The sequence below is a fragment of the Sphaerisporangium album genome, assembly GCF_003323745.1.
Taxonomy (GTDB): Bacteria; Actinomycetota; Actinomycetes; order Streptosporangiales; family Streptosporangiaceae; genus Sphaerisporangium; species Sphaerisporangium album.
The window spans coordinates 487,902-507,707 of record NZ_QOIL01000003.1 but is presented as its reverse complement, the minus strand read 5'-3'; the positions used below and the strand labels follow the sequence as shown (position 1 = coordinate 507,707).

The 19,806-nt window shown below is 68.6% G+C and carries 19 protein-coding genes; 10 read left to right on the top strand and 9 right to left on the bottom strand.

Going from position 1 to position 19,806, the window contains the following annotated elements; all coding sequences use genetic code 11:
- Positions 1 to 303: 303 nt before the first annotated feature.
- From DQ384_RS07410 to DQ384_RS07395, 4 genes are read left to right on the top strand one after another with little or no spacing between them, the layout of a single operon-like run.
- Positions 304 to 1,344: an ABC transporter ATP-binding protein gene (locus DQ384_RS07410; protein ID WP_114027932.1), complete on the top strand. Its 1,041-nt coding sequence runs from the start codon at positions 304 to 306 to the stop codon at positions 1,342 to 1,344.
- Positions 1,337 to 2,002 carry an ABC transporter permease gene (locus DQ384_RS07405; protein ID WP_114027931.1) on the top strand — a complete coding sequence of 222 codons (666 nt, stop codon included), beginning with the start codon at positions 1,337 to 1,339 and terminating at the stop codon, positions 2,000 to 2,002. Before DQ384_RS07410 ends, DQ384_RS07405 begins: the two co-directional genes overlap by 8 nt.
- Positions 1,999 to 2,670 carry an ABC transporter permease gene (locus DQ384_RS07400; protein ID WP_114027930.1) on the top strand — a complete coding sequence of 224 codons (672 nt, stop codon included), beginning with the start codon at positions 1,999 to 2,001 and terminating at the stop codon, positions 2,668 to 2,670. Before DQ384_RS07405 ends, DQ384_RS07400 begins: the two co-directional genes overlap by 4 nt.
- 34 nt (positions 2,671 to 2,704) lie before the next feature.
- Positions 2,705 to 3,631 carry an ABC transporter substrate-binding protein gene (locus DQ384_RS07395; protein ID WP_114027929.1) on the top strand — a complete coding sequence of 309 codons (927 nt, stop codon included), beginning with the start codon at positions 2,705 to 2,707 and terminating at the stop codon, positions 3,629 to 3,631.
- Between the two features lie 158 nt (positions 3,632 to 3,789).
- Here the strand turns inward: DQ384_RS07395 and DQ384_RS07390 are convergent, their stop codons facing one another.
- Positions 3,790 to 4,824, bottom strand: coding sequence for a hypothetical protein (locus DQ384_RS07390; RefSeq protein WP_114027928.1), 1,035 nt, complete (start codon positions 4,822 to 4,824; stop codon positions 3,790 to 3,792).
- Positions 4,825 to 4,943: 119 nt separating this feature from the next.
- Here DQ384_RS07390 and DQ384_RS07385 point away from each other — a divergent pair, with 119 nt between their 5' ends.
- The 3 genes from DQ384_RS07385 to DQ384_RS07375 all read left to right on the top strand — a co-directional run bounded on the left by DQ384_RS07385 (position 4,944) and on the right by DQ384_RS07375 (position 6,876).
- Complete coding sequence (locus DQ384_RS07385) at positions 4,944 to 5,423, top strand: flavin reductase family protein (protein ID WP_114027927.1); 480 nt, start codon at positions 4,944 to 4,946, stop codon at positions 5,421 to 5,423.
- Between the two features lie 98 nt (positions 5,424 to 5,521).
- Positions 5,522 to 6,676: an inorganic phosphate transporter gene (locus DQ384_RS07380; RefSeq protein ID WP_114027926.1), complete on the top strand. Its 1,155-nt coding sequence runs from the start codon at positions 5,522 to 5,524 to the stop codon at positions 6,674 to 6,676.
- Entirely contained in the window at positions 6,673 to 6,876 is a 204-nt protein-coding gene (locus DQ384_RS07375; protein ID WP_114027925.1) for a hypothetical protein, read from the top strand. Before DQ384_RS07380 ends, DQ384_RS07375 begins: the two co-directional genes overlap by 4 nt.
- A gap of 66 nt (positions 6,877 to 6,942) precedes the next feature.
- Here the strand turns inward: DQ384_RS07375 and DQ384_RS07370 are convergent, their stop codons facing one another.
- A complete protein-coding gene (locus tag DQ384_RS07370; RefSeq protein ID WP_114027924.1) occupies positions 6,943 to 8,220 on the bottom strand; it encodes a phytase in 1,278 nt (425 codons plus the stop codon).
- Between the two features lie 175 nt (positions 8,221 to 8,395).
- Between DQ384_RS07370 and DQ384_RS07365 the strand changes: the two genes are divergently transcribed.
- On the top strand, positions 8,396 to 8,872 hold the full coding sequence (locus tag DQ384_RS07365; protein WP_181871077.1) for an RrF2 family transcriptional regulator: 477 nt from the start codon (positions 8,396 to 8,398) through the stop codon (positions 8,870 to 8,872).
- A gap of 224 nt (positions 8,873 to 9,096) precedes the next feature.
- Positions 9,097 to 9,570: a carboxymuconolactone decarboxylase family protein gene (locus DQ384_RS07360; RefSeq protein ID WP_114027922.1), complete on the top strand. Its 474-nt coding sequence runs from the start codon at positions 9,097 to 9,099 to the stop codon at positions 9,568 to 9,570.
- 186 nt (positions 9,571 to 9,756) lie between these two features.
- Here DQ384_RS07360 and DQ384_RS07355 read toward each other — a convergent pair whose 3' ends face one another.
- The 5 genes from DQ384_RS07355 to DQ384_RS07335 form a co-directional block, all read right to left on the bottom strand.
- Positions 9,757 to 12,108: an ATP-binding protein gene (locus tag DQ384_RS07355; RefSeq protein ID WP_220182809.1), complete on the bottom strand. Its 2,352-nt coding sequence runs from the start codon at positions 12,106 to 12,108 to the stop codon at positions 9,757 to 9,759.
- A gap of 147 nt (positions 12,109 to 12,255) precedes the next feature.
- Positions 12,256 to 12,864, bottom strand: coding sequence for a DUF6879 family protein (locus DQ384_RS07350; RefSeq protein ID WP_114027920.1), 609 nt, complete (start codon positions 12,862 to 12,864; stop codon positions 12,256 to 12,258).
- Complete coding sequence (locus DQ384_RS42705; protein WP_114027919.1) at positions 12,857 to 13,126, bottom strand: hypothetical protein; 270 nt, start codon at positions 13,124 to 13,126, stop codon at positions 12,857 to 12,859. Before DQ384_RS42705 ends, DQ384_RS07350 begins: the two co-directional genes overlap by 8 nt.
- A gap of 134 nt (positions 13,127 to 13,260) precedes the next feature.
- Positions 13,261 to 14,124, bottom strand: a complete 864-nt coding sequence (locus DQ384_RS07340) for a methionyl-tRNA formyltransferase (protein WP_220182808.1) — start codon at positions 14,122 to 14,124, stop codon at positions 13,261 to 13,263.
- 480 nt (positions 14,125 to 14,604) lie between these two features.
- Positions 14,605 to 15,078 carry a MarR family winged helix-turn-helix transcriptional regulator gene (locus DQ384_RS07335; RefSeq protein ID WP_220182807.1) on the bottom strand — a complete coding sequence of 158 codons (474 nt, stop codon included), beginning with the start codon at positions 15,076 to 15,078 and terminating at the stop codon, positions 14,605 to 14,607.
- Positions 15,079 to 15,139: 61 nt separating this feature from the next.
- Here DQ384_RS07335 and DQ384_RS07330 point away from each other — a divergent pair, with 61 nt between their 5' ends.
- Entirely contained in the window at positions 15,140 to 15,547 is a 408-nt protein-coding gene (locus DQ384_RS07330) for a cupin domain-containing protein (RefSeq protein WP_114027918.1), read from the top strand.
- A gap of 12 nt (positions 15,548 to 15,559) precedes the next feature.
- Here DQ384_RS07330 and DQ384_RS07325 read toward each other — a convergent pair whose 3' ends face one another.
- Both DQ384_RS07325 and glgB read right to left on the bottom strand, forming a co-directional pair.
- Positions 15,560 to 17,251: a S49 family peptidase gene (locus tag DQ384_RS07325; RefSeq protein WP_114027917.1), complete on the bottom strand. Its 1,692-nt coding sequence runs from the start codon at positions 17,249 to 17,251 to the stop codon at positions 15,560 to 15,562.
- Between the two features lie 116 nt (positions 17,252 to 17,367).
- A complete protein-coding gene (gene glgB / locus DQ384_RS07320) occupies positions 17,368 to 19,653 on the bottom strand; it encodes a 1,4-alpha-glucan branching protein GlgB (protein WP_114028036.1) in 2,286 nt (761 codons plus the stop codon).
- Positions 19,654 to 19,806: the final 153 nt, after the last annotated feature.

Below are 19,806 nucleotides of genomic sequence, written 5' to 3'. Positions count from 1 at the left end.
ATGCCAAGGCTGTCACGAACGCCGCACCAATCGATGCCAGTTTGATAGATATCGCGAAAGTACCAGCTAGACGCGATGTCCCGGCGACCGTTCGTCCTTTTCTGGTAATCCCGACAAGTTGGGTATGGGGAGTGTCCTGGGACAGATGGTGTCGATCACCGTAGGCTGTGGCCGGGGGAGATCAAGTGGACCCGCGGTCGGGCCGTCACCTACCGTGGGGGCTGCCGAGCGGGTGGTAGCCGTGTGCAACCGACTCGACGATTCCGGGCCTGATGGACCCGGCCGAGAAGCACGAGGTCGTGCGTGATCACATTCGAAGGCGTCACCAAGCGCTATGGAGACGGCACGGTGGCCGTCGACAATCTCAGCCTCCAGGTGCCCACCGGGGCCATAACGGTGTTCGTCGGGCCGTCCGGCTGCGGCAAGACCACCTCGCTGCGCATGATCAACCGCATGATCGACGCGACAGAGGGACGCATCCTCCTGGACGACCAGGACATCCGCGAGATCGACCCGCCGACCCTGCGCCGGGGCATCGGCTACGTGATCCAGCAGGCCGGCCTCTTCCCGCACCGCAAGATCGTCGACAACGTCGCCACCGTCCCCTACCTGCTGGGCTGGGACAAGAAGAAGGCCCGCGCGCGGGCGATGGAGCTGCTCGAACGCGTCGGCCTGGACACCAAGCTGGCGGGCCGCTACCCGTTCCAGCTCTCCGGCGGCCAGCAGCAGCGCGTCGGCGTGGCCAGGGCGCTCGCCGCCGACCCGCCCGTCCTGCTCATGGACGAGCCGTTCAGCGCCGTCGACCCCGTGGTGCGCGCCAGCCTCCAGGACGAGCTGCTGCGCCTGCAGGCCGAGCTGCACAAGACGATCGTCTTCGTCACCCACGACATCGACGAGGCCATCAAGCTCGGCGACACCGTCGCGGTCATGCGCGTCGGGGGGCATCTCGCGCAGATCGCCGCGCCCGCCACGCTGCTCGCCGAGCCCGCGGACGCATTCGTCGAGGGCTTCCTCGGCAAGGACCGCGGCATCCGGCGGCTGTCGTTCGTCCCCGCCTCGGGCCTGGCCGTGAGCACCGAGCGCGGCGTGCCCGGCTGGTCGGTCGCGCTGGACGAGAACGAGCGCCCGATCGGCTGGCGCAGGGACGGCGCCGACGGGCTCCAGCCGTTCGGGACGTTCGATCTGAAGAAGGACTCGCTGCGCACCGCGCTGGACGCCGCCCTGCTCGCGCCGCCGGGCTCGGCCATCGCGGTCGACGGCGACGGCCGGTTCGCCGGCGTCGTCACCCGGGAGGCGCTGGACGAGGCCCTGCGCCGGGCGGGGCAGGTGCCGGGCGATGGGTGACACCGAGCCCCTGGTCCGCTGGGACTGGATCGGCCGCAACTGGCCCGGCATCCAGCAGCTCCTCACCGACCACATCGTGATGGCGCTGGTCCCGGTGGTGCTCGGCCTGGTCATCGCCCTTCCGCTGGGTCTCGCGAGCGCGCGCTGGCGGGTGCTCTACCAGCCCACGGTCGGGCTGATGAACGTCGTCTACTCCCTGCCGTCGCTGGCCGTCTTCATCGTGCTGATCCCCATCACCGGCCTGGCCGAGCGCACCACCGTGATCATCCCGCTGACGTTCTACTCGCTGGCCGTGCTCATCCCGGCGGTGGTGGACGGGCTCGGGGCCGTGCCGGACAGTGTGCGCCAGTCGGCCGTCGCCATGGGCTTCGGGCCGATGCGGCGGCTGCTCCAGGTGGACCTGCCCATCGCGGTGCCGGTCGTGCTCGCCGGCCTGCGGGTGGCCACGGTGTCGAGCATCAGCCTCGTCAGCGTCGGCGCGCTGATCGGCCGCGGCGGGCTCGGCTACCTGTTCATCGACGGCTGGCAACGCCAGTTCTACACGCCGATCGTCGTCGGCATCGTGCTGGTGGTGGCGCTGGCCGTGCTGGCGGACGGGCTGATCGTCCTCGCGCAGCGCCTGCTGACGCCCTGGGCCCGGGCGAGGAGGACGGCGTGAACTGGCTGGTCGACTTCTTCGGAAACCGGGCGAACTGGTCGGGCTCGGGCGGCATCCCGATCCGCCTGCTGGAGCACGTCGAGTTCTCCCTCGCCGCGCTGCTTCTCGCCATGGTCATCGCGATCCCGCTCGGCCTGCTGATCGGGCACACCCGGCGCGGTGCCGTCCTGGTGGTCGTCACCGCCAACGCCGCCCGCGCGCTGCCGACCCTCGGCCTGGTCGTGCTGATCGTCCTGCTGGCGGGCGTCGGCACCACCTGGCCGGTGCTGCTGCCACTGGTCGCCCTCGCGATCCCGCCGATCCTGGTCAACACCTACGAGGGCATCCGCGGCGTCGACGAGGACCTGCGCGACGCCGCGTACGGCATGGGCCTGCGCGGCCGGCAGGTGCTGCTGCGGGTGCTGGTCCCGGTGGCGCTGCCGCTGATCCTGCTCGGCCTGCGCATCGCCGCGATCCAGGTGGTCGCGACCGCCACCGTCGCCGCGTACGTCGGCCTGGGCGGGCTCGGGCGCTACATCATCGACGGTCTCGCGACCAAGGACTTCCCCAGCACGATCGGCGGTGCGGTGCTCGTCGCCGCGCTGGCCCTGGTCGTGCAGCTCGCCTTCTCGCTCTTGCAGCGAGTGCTCGTCTCACCGGGGGTGAGCCGGCGGGCCCGCGTCCGCTAGTCTCATTACCTACTGAAATGGAAGGGAATGTACGATGAGGCGAATCTTCGCCACTGTGGCGGTCACCGTCGCCGCGGTGTTAACTCTTGGAGCGTGCGGCGGCGAGGGGGACCCGCTCAGCACCACGAGCGCGAGCTCGGCCCCGAGCGCGTCCGGCTCCGGTTCCGCCGCGGCGACCAAGGTCGTCGTCGGCTCCGCCAACTTCCCCGAGAACGTCCTGCTCGCCTCCATCTACTCCCAGGCCCTCCAGGCCAAGGGCGTCCAGGTGGAGGAGAAGTTCAACATCGGCAGCCGTGAGGTGATCTACGACCAGATCAAGTCCGGCGCGCTGACCGTCCTTCCCGAGTACAACGGCGGCCTGCTGAGCTTCATCGACCCCAAGAGCACCGCCGCGAGCAAGGACGACGTCAACGCCGAGCTCGCGTCCAAGCTGCCCGCCGAGCTGGAGCTTCTGGACTCCTCCGCGGCCGAGGACAACGACTCGCTGTCCGTCACCAAGGAGACCGCCCAGAAGAACGGCCTGACCTCGATCGAGGACCTCGCCAAGGTCGCCAAGGACTTCACCGTCGGCGGCCCGCCGGAGTTCAAGAAGCGCCGTGAGGCCCAGTTCAAGGACGTGTACGGCCTCACGTTCAAGGAGTGGAAGCCGACCGGCGAGACCACGGCCGACGCCATCAAGAGCGGCGCCGTCCAGGTGGGCAACGTGTTCACGACCGACCCCAAGATCCTGATCAACGGCCTGGTGCCGCTGCAGGACCCGAAGAACGTCTTCAGCGCCCAGAACGTCACGCCGCTGGTCAACAAGGCCGGGGCCGACGACACCGTGCGCACGACGCTCAACGCCATCTCCGCCAAGCTCGACACGACCATGCTGGTGGACATGATGAAGCGCGTCGCCGTCGACAAGGACGACCCGCCGATGGTCGCCAAGGACTGGCTGACCCAGAACGGCCTCGCCTGACCCCGAGCCGTCCGTGAGCCGGCCACCGTCTCGCCTCTTCTCGCCTCACCGATGAGGCCGGTCGCCGGCATCCTCCAGTGACCGAAAGGGTCCCCCCGGAACCCCGGGAGGACCCTTTCGCGTGTTCGCCGGGTCCACGTGCGGGCCGGTTACGGGCGTCACGAGGTGAGGCTGTACTCCACGGTCGTGGGGCTGCCGCCCTCGGTGGTGTAGGCGGTCGTGGTCAGAAGCAGCCTGCCGGTGTCCGTACGTACGATCTCGCCGATCTCCGGACCACGGAGCCCGTGGGGGAGCGGCAGGGTGCGCTTGGTCCACCGTCCGTCGCGGTAGTGCAGCATGATGAGCGGTTCCCCGTCGCGGTGGGCAGGGATCCACAGGCCGCCGTTCCCGTCGGGGAACCCCTCGCCCAGGTTCGCGCCGCGGATCTCGAGGTCGAGGAGTTTCCAGGAGCGACCGTCCCAGTGCATCACCACCTCACGGTGGTAGGCCCGCTGGTCGCAGCAGACATACGTGGTGACCGTCCCAACGGCCCAGACGTCATCGGGTCCGAGCGCGATGACGTCGCTCAACGGGGCACCCGGATCCTCCCCGCTGAGGGAATCCGGCATCGGGATGTCGGGCATCGAGGCCGGCGACCACGCATGGCCGTCCCAGTGCACGATCTCCCCGTCGAAGAGGGCCCAGACGTCGTCGCGTGCCACGGGGGCGAGCTGGATCTCGTTCGCGGGAACCGGGACGCGCCTCCATTCGTGGCCGTTCCAGCGCACCACCACCCCATCAGGGCCTGTCGGATCCACCGGCCTCGGCGGCCCCATGACCCAGCCCGAGATCCACAGGTCGTCGGACGCCGTGCCCTCGACGTCCTCGACGTGGAAGCCTTCCGGAAGCGGCGGGGTCCTGTCCACCCGGCGCGACCCGTCCCAGTGGGTCACCTCCAGGCCGCCGTCCCCGCTGAACGTCCAGACGTCATCGCGGGCGAACCTCTTCACGATGTGCGGCTGGTACGGAGAGCCGTCACCGGAGCGCGGAAGGGAGGCCGTCCACTGGGCGGGGTCCTCGGGCAGGGGGACCCTGAGAGGGACGTCCTCGCCGTGGGCGCACCCGTGCGGCGCGCACGGGTCGTTGAACAGCATCCAGAAGCACCAGCACACGACCACGATCGCCGCCACGACAGACAGGATGAGCCACCGCATAAGACGATCATCCGCCACGAGAGCCACCCTTGCGGCGATATGGGTCGGGAGGAGGAACCGAGGGAGGTGATCGGCCGGCGGAGAGCCGGGTGGTGGTGATCGTGGTAGGAGTGGGGGCCATGAACGAGTTCACGGAGGCGATGAGGCAGCTTGTCGCGGGGGTGGCCGTGGTCACCATCCGCGACGGGCGCGACGACATCGGGACGACCGTCACCACCTTCGCGTCCCTCTCCGCGGACCCGCCGATGGTCCTGCTCAGCCTCACCGCCTCGGGCTATCTGTGCGAGGTGATGCTGCGACAGGACCGCTGGGCCGCGAGCCTGCTGTCCGGCGGTCAGGCCGTGATCGCCAGCCGCTTCGCCACGCCCGGCCGTCCGAGCGCCCGCCTCCTGGTCGCGGGCACCCCCCACCACCGGGGCCACCACACCGAGGCGTTCGTCATCGACGGCGGTGTGACCGCGCTGGAGGCCGAGACCGCCCGCGTCATCCCCGCCGGCGACCACACCCTCTTCCTGGCCCAGGTCCTCGCCGTCGACTACGTGAACCCGTCCCTCCCGCCTCTGGTACGGATGCGCGGCCGCTACCGAGCCGTCGAGTAAGGGCCGGGACGCCGGACCTGGCCGAAGCCCAGATGAATTTCCCAAGACGGGCCCCACGGAGAAGATTAGATGTCGTCCCCGGTGTCATAGGACGCCATATGGACGCGAACACCGTGCTACTCGCCGTGGTCGTCATCACCGCGCTGGCCTTCGATTTCACCAACGGCTTCCATGACACGGCCAACGCCATGGCCACCTCGATCGCGACCGGGGCCCTGCGCCCCAAGATCGCGGTCGCCCTGTCGGCGGTGCTGAACTTCGCCGGCGCCTTCCTCTCTCTCAAGGTCGCGGCGACGATCGCGACCGGCATCGTGGAAACCGGTGCGATCACGCTCACGGTGGTCTTCGCGGGCCTCGTCGGCGGCCTGGCCTGGAACCTCCTGACCTGGTACTTCGGCATCCCGTCGAGTTCCTCGCACGCGCTGATCGGCGGCGTGGTCGGAGCGACGCTGATCGCCGCGGGCGCCTCCGCCGTGAAGGGCGCCGCGATCGTGTCCAAGGTGCTGATCCCGGCGGTGCTGGCGCCGCTCGCGGCCGTCCTGGTCGCCACGGCGGGCACCTACCTGGTCTACGCGATCACCAGGAACGTCCCGGACGGGACGCGCGGCCGGGGGTTCCGGTACGGCCAGATCGGCTCGGCGTCGCTGGTCTCGCTCGCGCACGGCACCAACGACGCGCAGAAGACCATGGGCATCATCACCCTCGCCATGATCACCGCTGGGACGATCGCCAAGGACGCGGGCACCCCGCTGTGGGTGATCGTCGCCAGTGCCACGGCCATCGCGGCCGGCACCTGGATCGGCGGCTGGCGGGTGATCCGCACGCTGGGCAAGGGCCTCACCGACATCGAGACCCCGCAGGGCTTCGCCGCGGAGAGCTCGTCGGCGGCGGTCATCCTCGCCGCGTCGCACTTCGGGTTCCCTCTGTCGACCACGCACGTCTGCACGGGCTCGGTCATCGGGGCCGGGCTCGGCAAGCGGCTGGCCGAGGTCCGCTGGAGCGTCGCCACCCGGATGGTCGCCGCCTGGCTGCTGACGCTCCCCGCCGCCGCGCTCGTCGGCGCGCTCGCCTGGGGCGGCGCCGACCTGATCGGCGGGGCGCTCGGCGTGACGCTGGTCTTCGTGGTGGTGCTGATCCTCTCCGCTGGGCTGTACATGGCCTCGCGTCGCCGGCCGGTGCACGCGGGCAACGTCAACGACGAGTGGACCGGCGGCGTCGCCCCGGCTCCGGTGGTGAGAGGAGGCGTCGCGTGAGCGAGTACGTCGATCTGGACGCGCTGTGGAAGGTGCTGGTCGCCGCGCTGCTCGGCGGCGCCGGCCTGGTCGCCGTCTACTCCCTGGCCCTGGTGGGCCTGTCGAACGGGCGCGCCGCCGGCCGGGTGGTCGCCGGGCTGTGCTTCCTGCTCGTCGCGGTGGGCATCGTCCTGGGCCTGTACGTCATGCTCGCCAAGTGAGCGCTGGAGGGGCGCCCGCGCCGCCGGAGCGGGGGCCCCGGCGGCGCGGACACAGCGTGGCCGGGATCAGCCCCGGGGGTTCCAGCCGCGGGTGTCGATGTCCAAGCCGAGTGCGCCGGCGATCTTGTCCCACTTCACGTACTTGAAGTCGGTGTTCTCCCGGTCGGGCACGGCCGGGGTGTTGACGCCGTCGTGCGTCACGAACAGGCCCGTCCCGAACGCGCCCAGGGGGACGTTGAGCACGGTGGCGCCATCGCTGACCTCGGCGCCGTCCACGTCGCGGTGCGCTCCCACGCGGAACCCGCCGAGGTAGGAGTTGGCGCCCTCGCGGCGGTAGACGGCGTAGGTGTCGTCCCCCTGGCTTGAGGCGAGCAGATAGCCCTTGCCTCCTCGCCGGTAGTAGATCGTCAGCCCCTCGACGTCGGCCGAGAGGTGACGGCCGCCGTACCCGGGGTCCGCGCCGGGCGTGCACTCCTCCGTCTCCGGGTCGTAGGTCGCGGGCACGCCGTACTCGCGCACCCTGTCGACGAGCCGCGGCGTGCCGGTGAGGTCGGCGCGCACCCGCCAGATGCCGACGTCCTCCTGGCCCGCGTACAGCACGTCGGCGTCCTGGTCCACGACCATGCCCTCGACCTGCGGGTCCTCGCCGGGCTCCAGGCACGGCGTCCAGGTCCCGCCGTTCGGCAGGGTGAAGGACGCGGGCAGCTCCAGCGTCCTGACGAGCCGGTATCCGACCTTGCCGCCCGGCTTGGGCAGCAACTGGAGGAGCCCGAGCGCGGTCCGGTGGCGGCGGCTGACCAGTGCGTACGTGCCGGTGGCGTCCTTCCACGCCGCCAGGCCGTACACCGTGGCCGCCTCGTCCACCTCCTCCTGGGTGGCGTTGAAGATGAACGGCGCGGCCGGGTCGGTCACGTCGGTCAGGCGGCCCTGGGAGATCGCGAAGATCCGGAGCCTGTCGCTGCCGCGGTCGGACACCAGCGCGAGATCGCGGTGGCCGAAGCCATAGGTGACGTCCACGTTGTTGAACCGGCCCGGCTCGTGGTCGGGGCCGGGCGCCGGAGGAGCGGGGATGTGCTGAAGCTCGCGGCCGTCGAGGTCGTAGACGAAGAGCCCCGCGTCCTTGGCCGTGGTGATCACAAGGCTCTTCGCGGACCTGTTCGGGTCCACCCAGATCGCCGGGTCGTCGCCGTTGGCGTTGCCACCCGCCTCGTCGTCGTACAGCGCGGGCGTCTCCAGCTCGGGGTCGACGGACGGAAGGTCGCGGGCGGACGCGGGCAGGGTCAGGGCTCCTGCCAGCGCCACGGTGACGGCGGCGGCGGCGAGAAGCCTCGATCGGGGACGCATGACGCCTCCTGGTACAGGGGGATGTCGTGTCGGTGATCGCATTATGGGTTCGCGACCCGGCCTCTCCCCATCCACGGGTCATGACGTTCTGATGTATGGGAGGCGTCGCGCGGGTGTCCTGCCTTGTCGGGGGTTTCGCAACGGAACCTGGATGTGTAATGTCTAGATTGTGCGGATGAGTGAAGGGGTCGAGTGGGCGGTGCACTGCTGCCTGACGCTCGGCTGGCTGGGCGACGACCGGCCGGTGCCGACGTCCAGGCTGGCGGCGGGGTACGAGCTGCCGCCCGCTTACCTGAACAAGCAGTTGCAGGCGCTGGTGCGGGCGGGGCTGCTCACCTCGACGCCCGGCGTGCGCGGCGGCTTCCGGCTGGCCCGCCCGCTCGACAAGATCACGTTGATGGAGGTCGTCGCGGCGATCGAGGGGCCGGACGACGCGTTCCAGTGCACCGAGATCCGGCGGCGCGGCTCGGGCGCCGAGTCCCCCGAGCGGAACTTCCGCACGCCGTGCGCCGTCTCGACCGCCATGCGCAAGGCCGAACTGGCGTGGCGGCGGGCGCTGGCGGCGCAGACCCTCGCCGAGGTCGCGGCGGCGGCCGAACGCCACGCGCCCAACCTGGGCGAGGGCGTCCGGCGCTGGTACGGGCGGGGCTGATCGATCGGATGGGAACGACGGACGCTGACGCGGCCCTTGAATCTGGATATGAAACATCCAGATGCGCCGTCCTCGGCTCGGCGCATGTCACGAAATGCGGGCGAATGATCGCGGGCCGCACGGTGGTGGTGGCCGGGCGCGCGAGACTGCCCCACACCTGAACACGTCCGCACGGCGACCCGCCGTGCGGTGCGCACAGACGAACAGATGACGGGAGATGGATCATGCAGCCACGTATGGACAACTTCGCGAAGATCGCCGCCGGCGGCTACCGCGCGATGCAGCAGGTCGAGGCGTACCTCGGGCACAGCGGCGTCCCGCACAGCACGCTGGAGCTGATGAAGATCCGGGCCAGTCAGATCAACGGCTGCGGGTTCTGCCTGGACATGCACTACCACGCTGCCAAGCAGGCCGGTGAGAGCGACGAACGGCTCTACGCGATCGCGGGATGGAGGGAGGCGCCGTACTACACCGCCGAGGAGCGCGCCGCCCTGGCGCTGACCGAGTCCATGACCCGGCTGGCCGACAGCGAGGGCGTGCCCGACCACGTGTGGGACGACGCCGCCGACCACTACGACGAGCAGGCCCTGGCCGCACTGGTCATGGCCGCCGCCCAGATCAACGCCTGGAACCGCATCAACGTGACGATCCGCTCGGTCGCCGGCTCCCACCGCCACCCGACCGCCGCCACCGCTTGACCGCACCCATCCGACCGGCCCGCGCCCGAGCACCAGGCGCGGGCCGTCACCGTGCCATCCGATCCGGTCACGACCACCGGTAGCCGGGCATCCAGTGCTCGCCCGCGCGTGTCCGTCCGGAAGCACACTCTCCGCCCGAGTGCGCGGCGCTGCCACTACTGGGGCGCTGCCACTACTGGCAATGTCTCAATCGTCGTCCCAGGAAACGGCTGCGAGGCGGGCACGCATCGCATGAGCCCGTGGTTCTTCCATATGGTCGAGGAGAGACAGCATCTCGCGCCGGTGCAGCGACACCTCGTCGTTGGACCCGCTGCGTCGAAGCGCCACCAGCATGTTCTCCAGCGCGGCCGCCAACTGCCATTTATCACCAAGCTCGCGGTGGACGGCCACCGCGGTGCGATGGAAGTCAAGCGCTTCAAGGGGACGCCCAAGCTCCCGATATGCCTCCCCAGTGCCGTCCAGCGCCCGCGCTTCGCGACTGCGGTCACCCAAGCGTCTCTGAATGCTGGCCGAGCGCTGAAAAGCGATCAACGATTCGGCGGGCTGGCCCATGGCGAGCTGTACTTTCCCCAGCTCCAGCAGCCAATAGCCCTCCCACATGAGATTGTCATGTTCGCGGGCGATGGAGAGGGCGCCTTCAATATGCTCCCGCGCCGCGCCGACCTGCCCTTGCTCTCGTAGAACCATTGAAAGTATCCGCAGGGTGTTTCCCTGGCCATCGGGGTCCTCTAGCAGGCGGAACCGTTCGAGTGCCTCGCCTGCGGCATCAAAAGCCTCGTCGAGGAGCGCCAGTTCAAAAGTCGTCTCAGCCAGGTTGGCCAGCACGATGGACTCCCAGAAGACCTCGTCGAGGGTCCGCAACGCGGTCAGGCTCATCTCGAACTGGGAACGGGCTTCTGCCAGATTACGACCTCGAAGGTTGACCAGCCCGAGGGAGTTCAGCGAGATCGCCTCACCGAGGCGGTCTCCGATCTCTCGCCGGATCGCGAGCGCCATCCGGTGATGCTCGGCCCCCTTGGCGATCTGGTGCGACTGCACATACGCCTTGCCGAGGCTGTCCAGCACCTCCGCTTCGCCGTACCTGTTGCCGGCACGGCGGGCGGCTTGGAGTCCCATTGATCCGGTCGCCAACCAGGCGTCGAAGGGATTGTGGCGTATGCAGTAGCTACGGAGGACCGCCGCCACTTGCCAAGCGAGGTCGTCCAAGCCTGTCTGGGATGCAACTCGCACTGAGGCGACCAGATTCGCGAGCTCGATTTGGAACCATCGAAGTGCTTCGGAATAGTCAGAGAAGGTGAGCGCCCCCACATCTGAGGCGGGCTCCCCCAACTGGATCCGTCGATCGCGAGGAGCCAACTTCTCCTGAGCATGGTCCGCGCTACGCAGGTACCACGTGATCACCCGCGTCAGGACGGCACGGCGGCCTTCGGCGTCCTCTTCGACGGTGGCTTGATCGACAGCGTAGGCGCGCATGAGGTCATGGAACTGATAACGATCGCGTGTGACCTGCTCGAGAAGGTACGCGCCCACGAGCATGTCGAGTACCTGCCGGGCCTGGCCGACCGTACCGCCCGTGGTCGCTACCACGGCGGGGACCCCGAACTCGGGGCCCGGGTGTAGCCCGAGCAATCGGAACGCTCTGGCCACCGGCTGGGCCAGAGCGCGATAGGACCAGGCGAAAACCGTACGCACGGCGTCAGCTTCGTCTCCGCTTTCCGCGGTAAGCGCGTCCCACAGGGCTGACTCGTCACGCAGGTCTGTGATCAGTTCTCGTAATGGCATCCAGGGGCGGCTGGCGGCCCGTTCCGCGGCGATCCGCAACGCGAGGGGCAGCCGGGCACACAGCCTCGCCAGCTCGGCCAACTCGTCGGGATCATCTTCGCTGCGGTAGTCGGTTGTCACCCGGCGGATCAGATCAAGCGCCTCGGCTTCCGGGAGCATATCGACGGTGATCCGATGCGCGCCGTCGCGTACCACTAGCCCGGAGAGACGGCTCCTGCTGGTCACGATGACAAGCGAGGTATCGGTACCGGGGAGCAATGGCCGTACCTGAGCCGCACTCGCCGCGTTGTCCAGTACCACCAACATTCGCCTACCGGCCAGCAAGGAACGGTACATGGCGGACCTCGCCTCAAGCTCTGGTGGAATCCTCGCCGAGGGTACGTCGAGCACACGCAGAAATCTGTCCAGAACCTCGCCGGCTGTGACAGGCGACCCTGGATCGTAGCCACGCAGGTTCACATACAGCTGGCCATCGGGGTAGTTTCCGCTGATCTGGTGGGCCCAGTGCAGCGCGAGGGCGGTCTTTCCCACTCCGGCCGTGCCCGCGATGACGCAGAACCCTGCGGACCTGATGACGTCGCCGTCAGGAATCAGGAGGCTGCTGAGCCGTTCCAACTCGCTGACGCGATTCACAAAGCCTCGTACATCGCTGGGCAGCTGACGCGGAAGGTGTCCGCTCGACTGTGCCGAGCCGTGGAAGTGAATCCCTCCGTGGACGTCTCGGGCCTGGATCACATCGCTGGCGGTACCCGACATCTCCGATTGTGTATCACCCTCGATATGATCCCTGTTGCCTTCAGGCTCTCTGCTCGGCCTCATATCCCCTGCTTCCCCGCCTGCCGGGGCGAGCAGGGAAGATTTTGGCCCTCACGAGCACGACGAGGGCCCTGATCGCGGGTCACATCAATCGTTGGAGAGGTCAAGATCCGCATGGTTGCGGACAAAAAAGTCTTCCAGGTCCTCGCCGGCCGCGTACAGTTCTCTAATGATTTCCCTGCATTTCGTGATCAAGCCATGGTCCGCATATCGGACGCCACCCGTGATGATGCCGTGTTCATCGTAGAGCACTTCGTACATGACAGTCGCGCCGAGTGTGACGAGTTCGGGAAGTTGATTTCCTGATTCCATCTCCTGTACCACGCCCGGGCCTATCACCCGGACACTGCCACCGTACGCATGTCGAAGCCGAAGAAGGTGAAGCTCCCATCGGAGATAAGGGGTGATCGGTTCTTCGATGACACGAACACGCCATGTTCTGAAGCCTGCCCCGGTGATTCGGTGATAGTAGTCCTGGAGGTCGCCGCGTCGATCTTCGAGCAGTTGAAGCGCTTTTCTGCTATCGCCTGCGGAGAAGGCCTCCCAACTTTCGTCACCTGGCTCCTGGAATGTCTGCCGTCGTTCGAGCTTCCAGAAATCATGTTCTCTGATGGCCCAGAAGTGCTCGTTGAAGTCGGCGAGATACGCCTCGAGGGTGAGCCTCTCACCAGAATGTGACTCAAGAATGTCACGCATCTGGTATATCCTCTTTCGCTGCAACGAGCATGATCCGCGGAATCACGACAAGTTTCTCATCTGGTGCCATGGAGGCGCTCGGGGGAAGGCGTGACGCGTAGGCGGACGTGAGGTCTCGGCCTATTACGGCGATATCTCCGTTGTCCAGTTCCCAGATGTCGGGGCAACCGCTGTCCCCGCCTGTGCAATCCAGTTCGACGGCGGACTTGCCGAGCCGTCGGATGGGCGTCGCCGACGGGTCTGCCTCCCACGCGCGTGTCATGGGTTCACCTCTCTTGAGGATAAGCGAGAATCGGACTGTAGCACGGCCGCTAATTCAGGGAAATGTATATGAGTTTAGGGGCTGTGACGGATCACGAATATCGGGCCTGTCGTTTCACTGATGGTCAGGTCGGTCTAACGGTGTGGAGGGGCCGCCGGTATCGCCTCGGTGATCCATATCGGCCCGTCGGCGCAGTCCATGCGCAGGCCGTCCGCAGGCTCGGTTCTGGTGCGGAGCACCGTCATCCATTCGTGGTTCAGCCTTGCGAAGGGACCGCGCAGTCCGAAGAGATTGAATCGGAAGGTGCGGACCTGGTTGTGGATGCTGCGCGCGTCACTCGTCCAGTCGACGAACATGAAGTCGGGTTCCATCCATCCTGCGTACGTGGCTTCGGCCTCGTTCTGCGGTTCACCCGTGGCGCCGGTGGTGGCGCGTTCGAGCGCGGGGCCGAGCAGGTCACCGATGGCCGCGTCGATGTCTCTCCACAGTCGGGCGGTGACGAGATCCTCTTCTATGGGAATTCCGCCTTTCTGTGCGAGAATGTTTCCGGTATCGAAATCTTCGTCCATCCAGTGAATCGTCACGCCGATCTCAGGATCTCCGTTGCGGACGGCCCAGTGAACGGGTAACGGGCCTCGGTGTTTCGGGAGGAGGGATGTGTGCACGTTAATGGCACCGAGTTTCGCCATGCGCAGAATACTGCGAGAGAGTTTCCAGGGGAATCCGTAGACCAGGATGAGGTCGGGATGGTATCCGGCCAGCGCGTCGGCTAGGCCGTCGATGCTCCCGGGTAACAAAAGGTCCGAGCCTGGTGGCAGTGACCGGATGATGGCCGCGATGCTCTCCGCGGAGTCTTTGCTGGTGGGATAGCGCTGGCGTAGGGTCCGAGCGTGAGCGAACGCAATCGGCTCGTGGCCTGCCTTGACGCATGCTTCACGCAGTAGGGTGAAGCCGTCGGCACTGTAAGAGATAAGTGCAATGCGCATTGATTCGGCCACGAGTTCGCTCCCTGCTCACGATGTGTGCGGTTTCCTGGCTGCCCGATTCTCTAGGCTGGATGGCCATCTGGTGGCAAAGCTCGCATCTGGCTTCTTGGCTTCCAGACCGGACATGTCGGCCGATGTCGACCTATAGAACATGAAATATGAGATAACTCCGCCACATTCCGATCGCCCTTGATCCTGTTTCGCACGTGTGGTGATGTTACCGGCTTCAGAACTGGAGTTCTGTTGGCGAGCACCAATGATTCCACGGATGGTCGGCATGATGAAAGTCGGCGCCGCCGATGCGGCCGATCGCACTTGCGAAATTCGTGCCTTGTCCGGTCAGGGCCGACGAAATAGAGGGTCAACTCCGATGATCGCACTGGAGAGGAGATCCAGGCGCTGCGGATATCGCCTGACATGCCCCCATCTTGAGCCTTCCCGGGGGGCATGACCAGGGTAAAGGCGCTTAAATCCGCCGCGGCAGGAGGGCCATTACTGGTAGCCGCCGAACCAGCCGGGGACGTCCAGGGGGAAGTAGTCGGGTGGGGTGAGGGTGCGCAGGTCGGCTTCCAGGGCGTGGAGGCGGTCCTCGCCGATGGTGGCGGCCCAGCGGGCGCGCAGGTCGTCGAAGATGCGGGCCGAGCGCACCAGGCTGTCGACGCCGCGCTCGCTGAGCCGGACGATCTTGCGGCGCGCGTCGCCGGGGTCGGTGCCGCGCTCGACGTAGCCGAGGCCTTCCAGCGTGTCGATCGTCTTCCCGGCCGCCTGCTTGGAGACACCGAGCCGCCGGCCGAGCTCGGCGGCCGTCGTGCCCCGCGTCCCGATGGCCTGCATGACGAACCCGTGCATCGGCCGCAGATCCGGATGACCCTGGCGGCCGAGCTCGGCGTGGAGCTCGTCGACCAGCGTGCGGAAGCCGAGGAACAGTCGCAGGGGGAGCTCGAAGCCCGGAGGGTCACTTGACACGATGGACAACCTCGTTCACCATTTTAGACAACCACGTTGTCGATTGTAGCGAGGAGATCCCGTGCCCGTCATCCGAGACGCCGAGAACCGCAGGACCGAGACGCCCAACGCCGTCATGACCACCTTCGCCTCGCCCACGCAGGGCGGCGCGGGCCTGTCGTTGTGGCGCGTCGACATGCGAGCCGGGCAGGCCGGGCCGCCGCACGCCTTCGACGCCGAGGTGGTGTGGACCGTCCTCGCGGGCGGGGCCACCGTGCGCCTCGGCGACGAGAGCTTCACGATCGCGTCCGGCGACACCGTGATCATGCCCGCCGACGTGCCCCGGCAGGTGGCGGCCGACACCGGCCTGACGGTCATCGCCGCCGCTCCCGCCGGGGCGCGGGCCTACACCCCCGAAGAGGGTGTGGACGTCCACCCCGGCTGTGCCCTGCCGGACGGCGACAAGCTCCTGCCCGCCTGGATCGCGTGACCGGTTCCTCGGTCAGCGGATCGACCACTGGCCGGGGAGCATCAGGGGCCCGTACGCCGGGAGGCCGAGCTCGGCGGTCAGGCGGGTCAGCGGCCCCCAGGCCTCCAGGCGGACCCGGCTGAGGGCGGCCGCGCGGTCCTCGCTGGACTCGGCGGGGCGTAGGCGCTCCAGGGGGTGGACGCGCGGGTACGTGCGCACGGGGGCGTTCTTCGGCAGGTCGGCCCGGCCGCGGGCCAGCGCCAGCGCGTCCTCCAGGCCGCCGAGCTGGTCGACCAGCCCGCTGCCGAACGCGTCGGCGCCCGTCCAGACCCGGCCGCGCGCCAGGTCGTGCGCGCGGTCGCGTGCGATGCCCCGGCCCTCGGCGACCTTGCCCACGAAGTCGTCGTAGATGCGGTCGAGCCAGGCGTTCACCCGCTCCCACTGCGGCTCGGAGTAGGCCCGGCTCGTCGAGAACATGCCCGAGTTGGCGCCGACGTCGACCGACTCGGAGGTCACGCCGATGCGGCCGAGCAGCTCGGCCACCGACGGCTTGCCGCCGAACACGCCGATCGAGCCGGTGAGCGTGCCCGGCTGGGCGACGATCACGTCGGCGGCCATGGAGACGAAGTAGCCGCCCGAGGCCGCGAGGTCCCCCATCGAGATGATCACCGGCTTGCCGGCCTTGCGGGTGAGCACGACCTCGCGCCAGACGACGTCCGACGCGACGTACGACCCGCCGGGGCTGTCGACGCGGAACACGACCGCCCGGACGCTGTCGTCGCGGCGGGCGGCACGGAACGCCGCGCTGATCGTGTCCGACCCCATGGCGCCCCCGCCGCCGAGGGGGCTGCGCCCGCTGCGGCCGAGGCGGATCATGCCGTTGCCGTGGATCAGCGCCACGACGCGCTCGCCCGGGTGGGGCAGCTTGCCCGCGATGGGCCCCTTGGCGTACCGCGAGACGTACAGCAGCAGGTCGCCCTCGGAGCGGATCTCGTCGTACACCTCGTCGCGGTAGGCGAGCCGGTCGACCAGCCCGGCCTCCAGGGCCTCGGCGCCGATGAACGGGCCCTGGTCGATGAGCTCGCGCACGCGCTCGGGCGGCAGGCCGCGCCCCTCGGCGACGCCCGCGACGATCTGCTCGATGACCGACTCGGCGATGCGGGCGGCGGACTCGCGGTGCGCCTCGGTCATGTGGTCCTGGGTGAACATGTTGGCCGCGGTCTTGTACTCATGCCGCTGGCCGATCTGGTACTCGACGCCGATCTTGCCGAGGGCGTTCTTGACGAACCGCTGCTCCAGGCTGACGCCGGTGAGCCCGACGTCGCCCGACGGCTGAAGGTAGACCTTCTCGAAGGCGCTGGCCAGGTAGTACGGCACCGTGCCCGCGCCGAACTCGCCGAAGGTCTCGGCGAACGCCACCGTCAGCTTGCCCGCGGCCCGGAGCTGGACGATCGCCGTGCGCAGCTCCTGCACCTGGGCCAGCCCGAGGGGCCGTCCGCCGATCTTGACGACGAGGCCCTTGACGCGCGGGTCCTTGCGCGCCCGCCGCAGCCCCTCCAGCACGTCGGACAGGCGGGTCTTGCGCATGGACAGGAGCGCCCCGAGCGGGTCGGAGGGAGGCCCCTCGGCGAGCCCTTCGGTGAGGTCGAGTTCGAGGATCAACGGGGCCGTGCGGCGCTGCCGGAACCGGTCGACCGATTCGATGATCGCCTTTGTCGCGTCCATAGCGACACCCTAGGCGACGTTGCGGGTAAAGAGGCGCAGCGTTTTCCCGCAGCGAAGCACGCCGCCCCGGCGCGGGGCCGGGGCGGCGTCCGTCATGCTCGGCCTGGCCGGGTTTGTCAGGCGGGTTCCTCGTCGCGCACGGCCTCGGGCTCGCCGGCCGTCGTCAGGGGCACGACGTCCTCCGTGGCTTCCACGTCCTGCTCGGCGGTCGCGGCGGCCTCGGGGGTCTCGGCCACGGCCGGCGCCGCGCGGCGCAGCCACAGCGCCCCGAGCGGCGGCACCCGCAGGCGCGCCGAGTACGGAAGCCCGTGCCACGGCTCCTCGACCGCCTCGACCGCGCCCAGGTTGCCGACGCCGCTGCCGTGATAGTCGTAGGCGTCGGTGTTGACCACCTCCTCCCAGTGCCCCCCGGCGGGCAGGCCGAGGATGTACTCCTCGTGCGGCCGGCCGGAGAAGTTGGCGACGCAGGCGACCATCGACCCGTCGTCGCCGTGGCGGACGAACGAGAAGACGTTGCCCGAGGCGTCGTCGGCGTCGATCCACTGGAAGCCCTCGGGCGAGTGGTCCCGCGAGAACATCGCCCGCGTCTCGCCGTACACGCGGTTGAGGTCGCGCACGAGCTTCTGGACGCCCTGGTGCGGCTCGAAGTCGAGCACCCACCAGTCCAGCCCGCGCTCCTCGGACCACTCCGAGCCCTGGCCGAACTCGCTGCCCATGAACAGCAGCTTCTTGCCCGGGTGGGCCCACATGAACGCGAGCAGGGCCCGCAGGTTGGCGAAGCGCTGCCACTCGTCGCCGGGCATCTTTCCGAGCAGCGAGCCCTTGCCGTGGACGACCTCGTCGTGCGAGAGCGGCAGGACGAAGTTCTCGGAGTAGGCGTACATCAGCGAGAACGTCATCTGGTGGTGGTGGTACTGGCGGAAGACCGGCTCGTGCTGGAGGTAGGCCAGCGTGTCGTGCATCCAGCCCATGTTCCACTTGAAGCCGAAGCCGAGCCCGCCGAGGTAGACAGGGCGGGACACGCCGGGCCAGGCGGTCGACTCCTCGGCGATCGTCACGATGCCGGGCGCCTCGCGGTAGGCGACGGCGTTCATCTCCTTGAGGAACTCCACCGCGTCGAGGTTCTCGCGCCCGCCGTAGACGTTGGGCGTCCACTCGCCCTCGCGCCGCGAGTAGTCGAGGTACAGCATCGAGGCGACCGCGTCCACGCGCAGGCCGTCGATGTGGAACTCCCTGAGCCAGTACGCCGCGTTGGCGACCAGGAAGTTGCGCACCTCGTTGCGGCCGTAGTCGAAGATGTAGGTGCCCCACTCGGGGTGGGTGCCGCGCCGGGGGTCGGCGTGCTCGTACAGCGGGGTGCCGTCGAACCGGCCGAGCGACCACTCGTCCTTGGGGAAGTGGGCGGGCACCCAGTCGAGCAGGACGCCGATGCCGGCCGCGTGCAGCCGGTCGACGAGGTGCCGGAACTCGTCGGGGGTACCGAACCGCGAGGTCGGGGCGTAGTACGAGCTGATCTGGTAGCCCCAGGAGCCGCCGAAGGGGTGCTCGGCGACGGGCAGGAACTCGACGTGGGTGAAGCCCATGCGCTGGACGTACTCGACCAGCTCGGTCGCGAGCTCGGTGTAGGACAGGCCGGGGCGCCAGGAGCCGAGGTGCACCTCGTAGGCGGTCATCGGCTCCGCCAGGTTGTCGCGCTCGGCGCGCCTGAGCATCCAGGCGTCGTCGTCCCACGTGTAGGTCGACACGTCGACGATCGACGCGGTCGCGGGCGGGACCTCGGTGCGCCGGGCCATCGGGTCGGCCTTGGACCTCCACACGCTGTCGGCGCCGAGGACGGAGAACTTGTAACGGTCGCCCGCGCCGAGGCCGGGGACGAACAGCTCCCACACGCCGGACCGGCCGAGGGACCGCATCGGGTGGCCGGAGCCGTTCCAGTGGTTGAAGTCGCCCTCGACACGGACGCCGCGCGCGTTCGGGGCCCACACGGCCAAGGCGGTGCCGTCCTCGTCGTCGTGGCGCATCACCCGGGCGCCGAGCACCTCCCACAGGCGCTCGTGGCGGCCCTCGCCGATCAGGTGCAGGTCGATCTCGCCGAGGGTGGGCCAGTGCCGGTACGGGTCGCCCGCCTCCAGGGGCTCGGCGCCCTCGTAGGTGACCCGCAGACGGTATGGCGGGATCTTGTCGACGCCCGGCAGCGTCACCGCGAAGACGCCGTACGCCTCGTGGGTCATCTCGTGCGCCGTGCGCTGGTCGCCCTCGTCCAGGACCAGCTCGACCTTCTGCGCCAGGGGCTTCAGCGCCCGTACGGTCAGCCCGCCCGGTGAGGGGTGCGCGCCCAGGATCGAATGCGGATCGTGGTGCGCGCCGCCGGCCAATCTGTTCAGGTCCAGGTCCGCGTTCATCGAATCGCTCACCGCTCCTCGGCTCCTTGCCGCCGTCTTGCCTCAACGCTTGTGTGTGTCACCTAACTCTGCCCCAGATCGGACCGCCAACCCACGATCTGGGATGGATCACACCTTGCCTATGGCAAACGTGCGGTCCGGGGGTTACGGAGG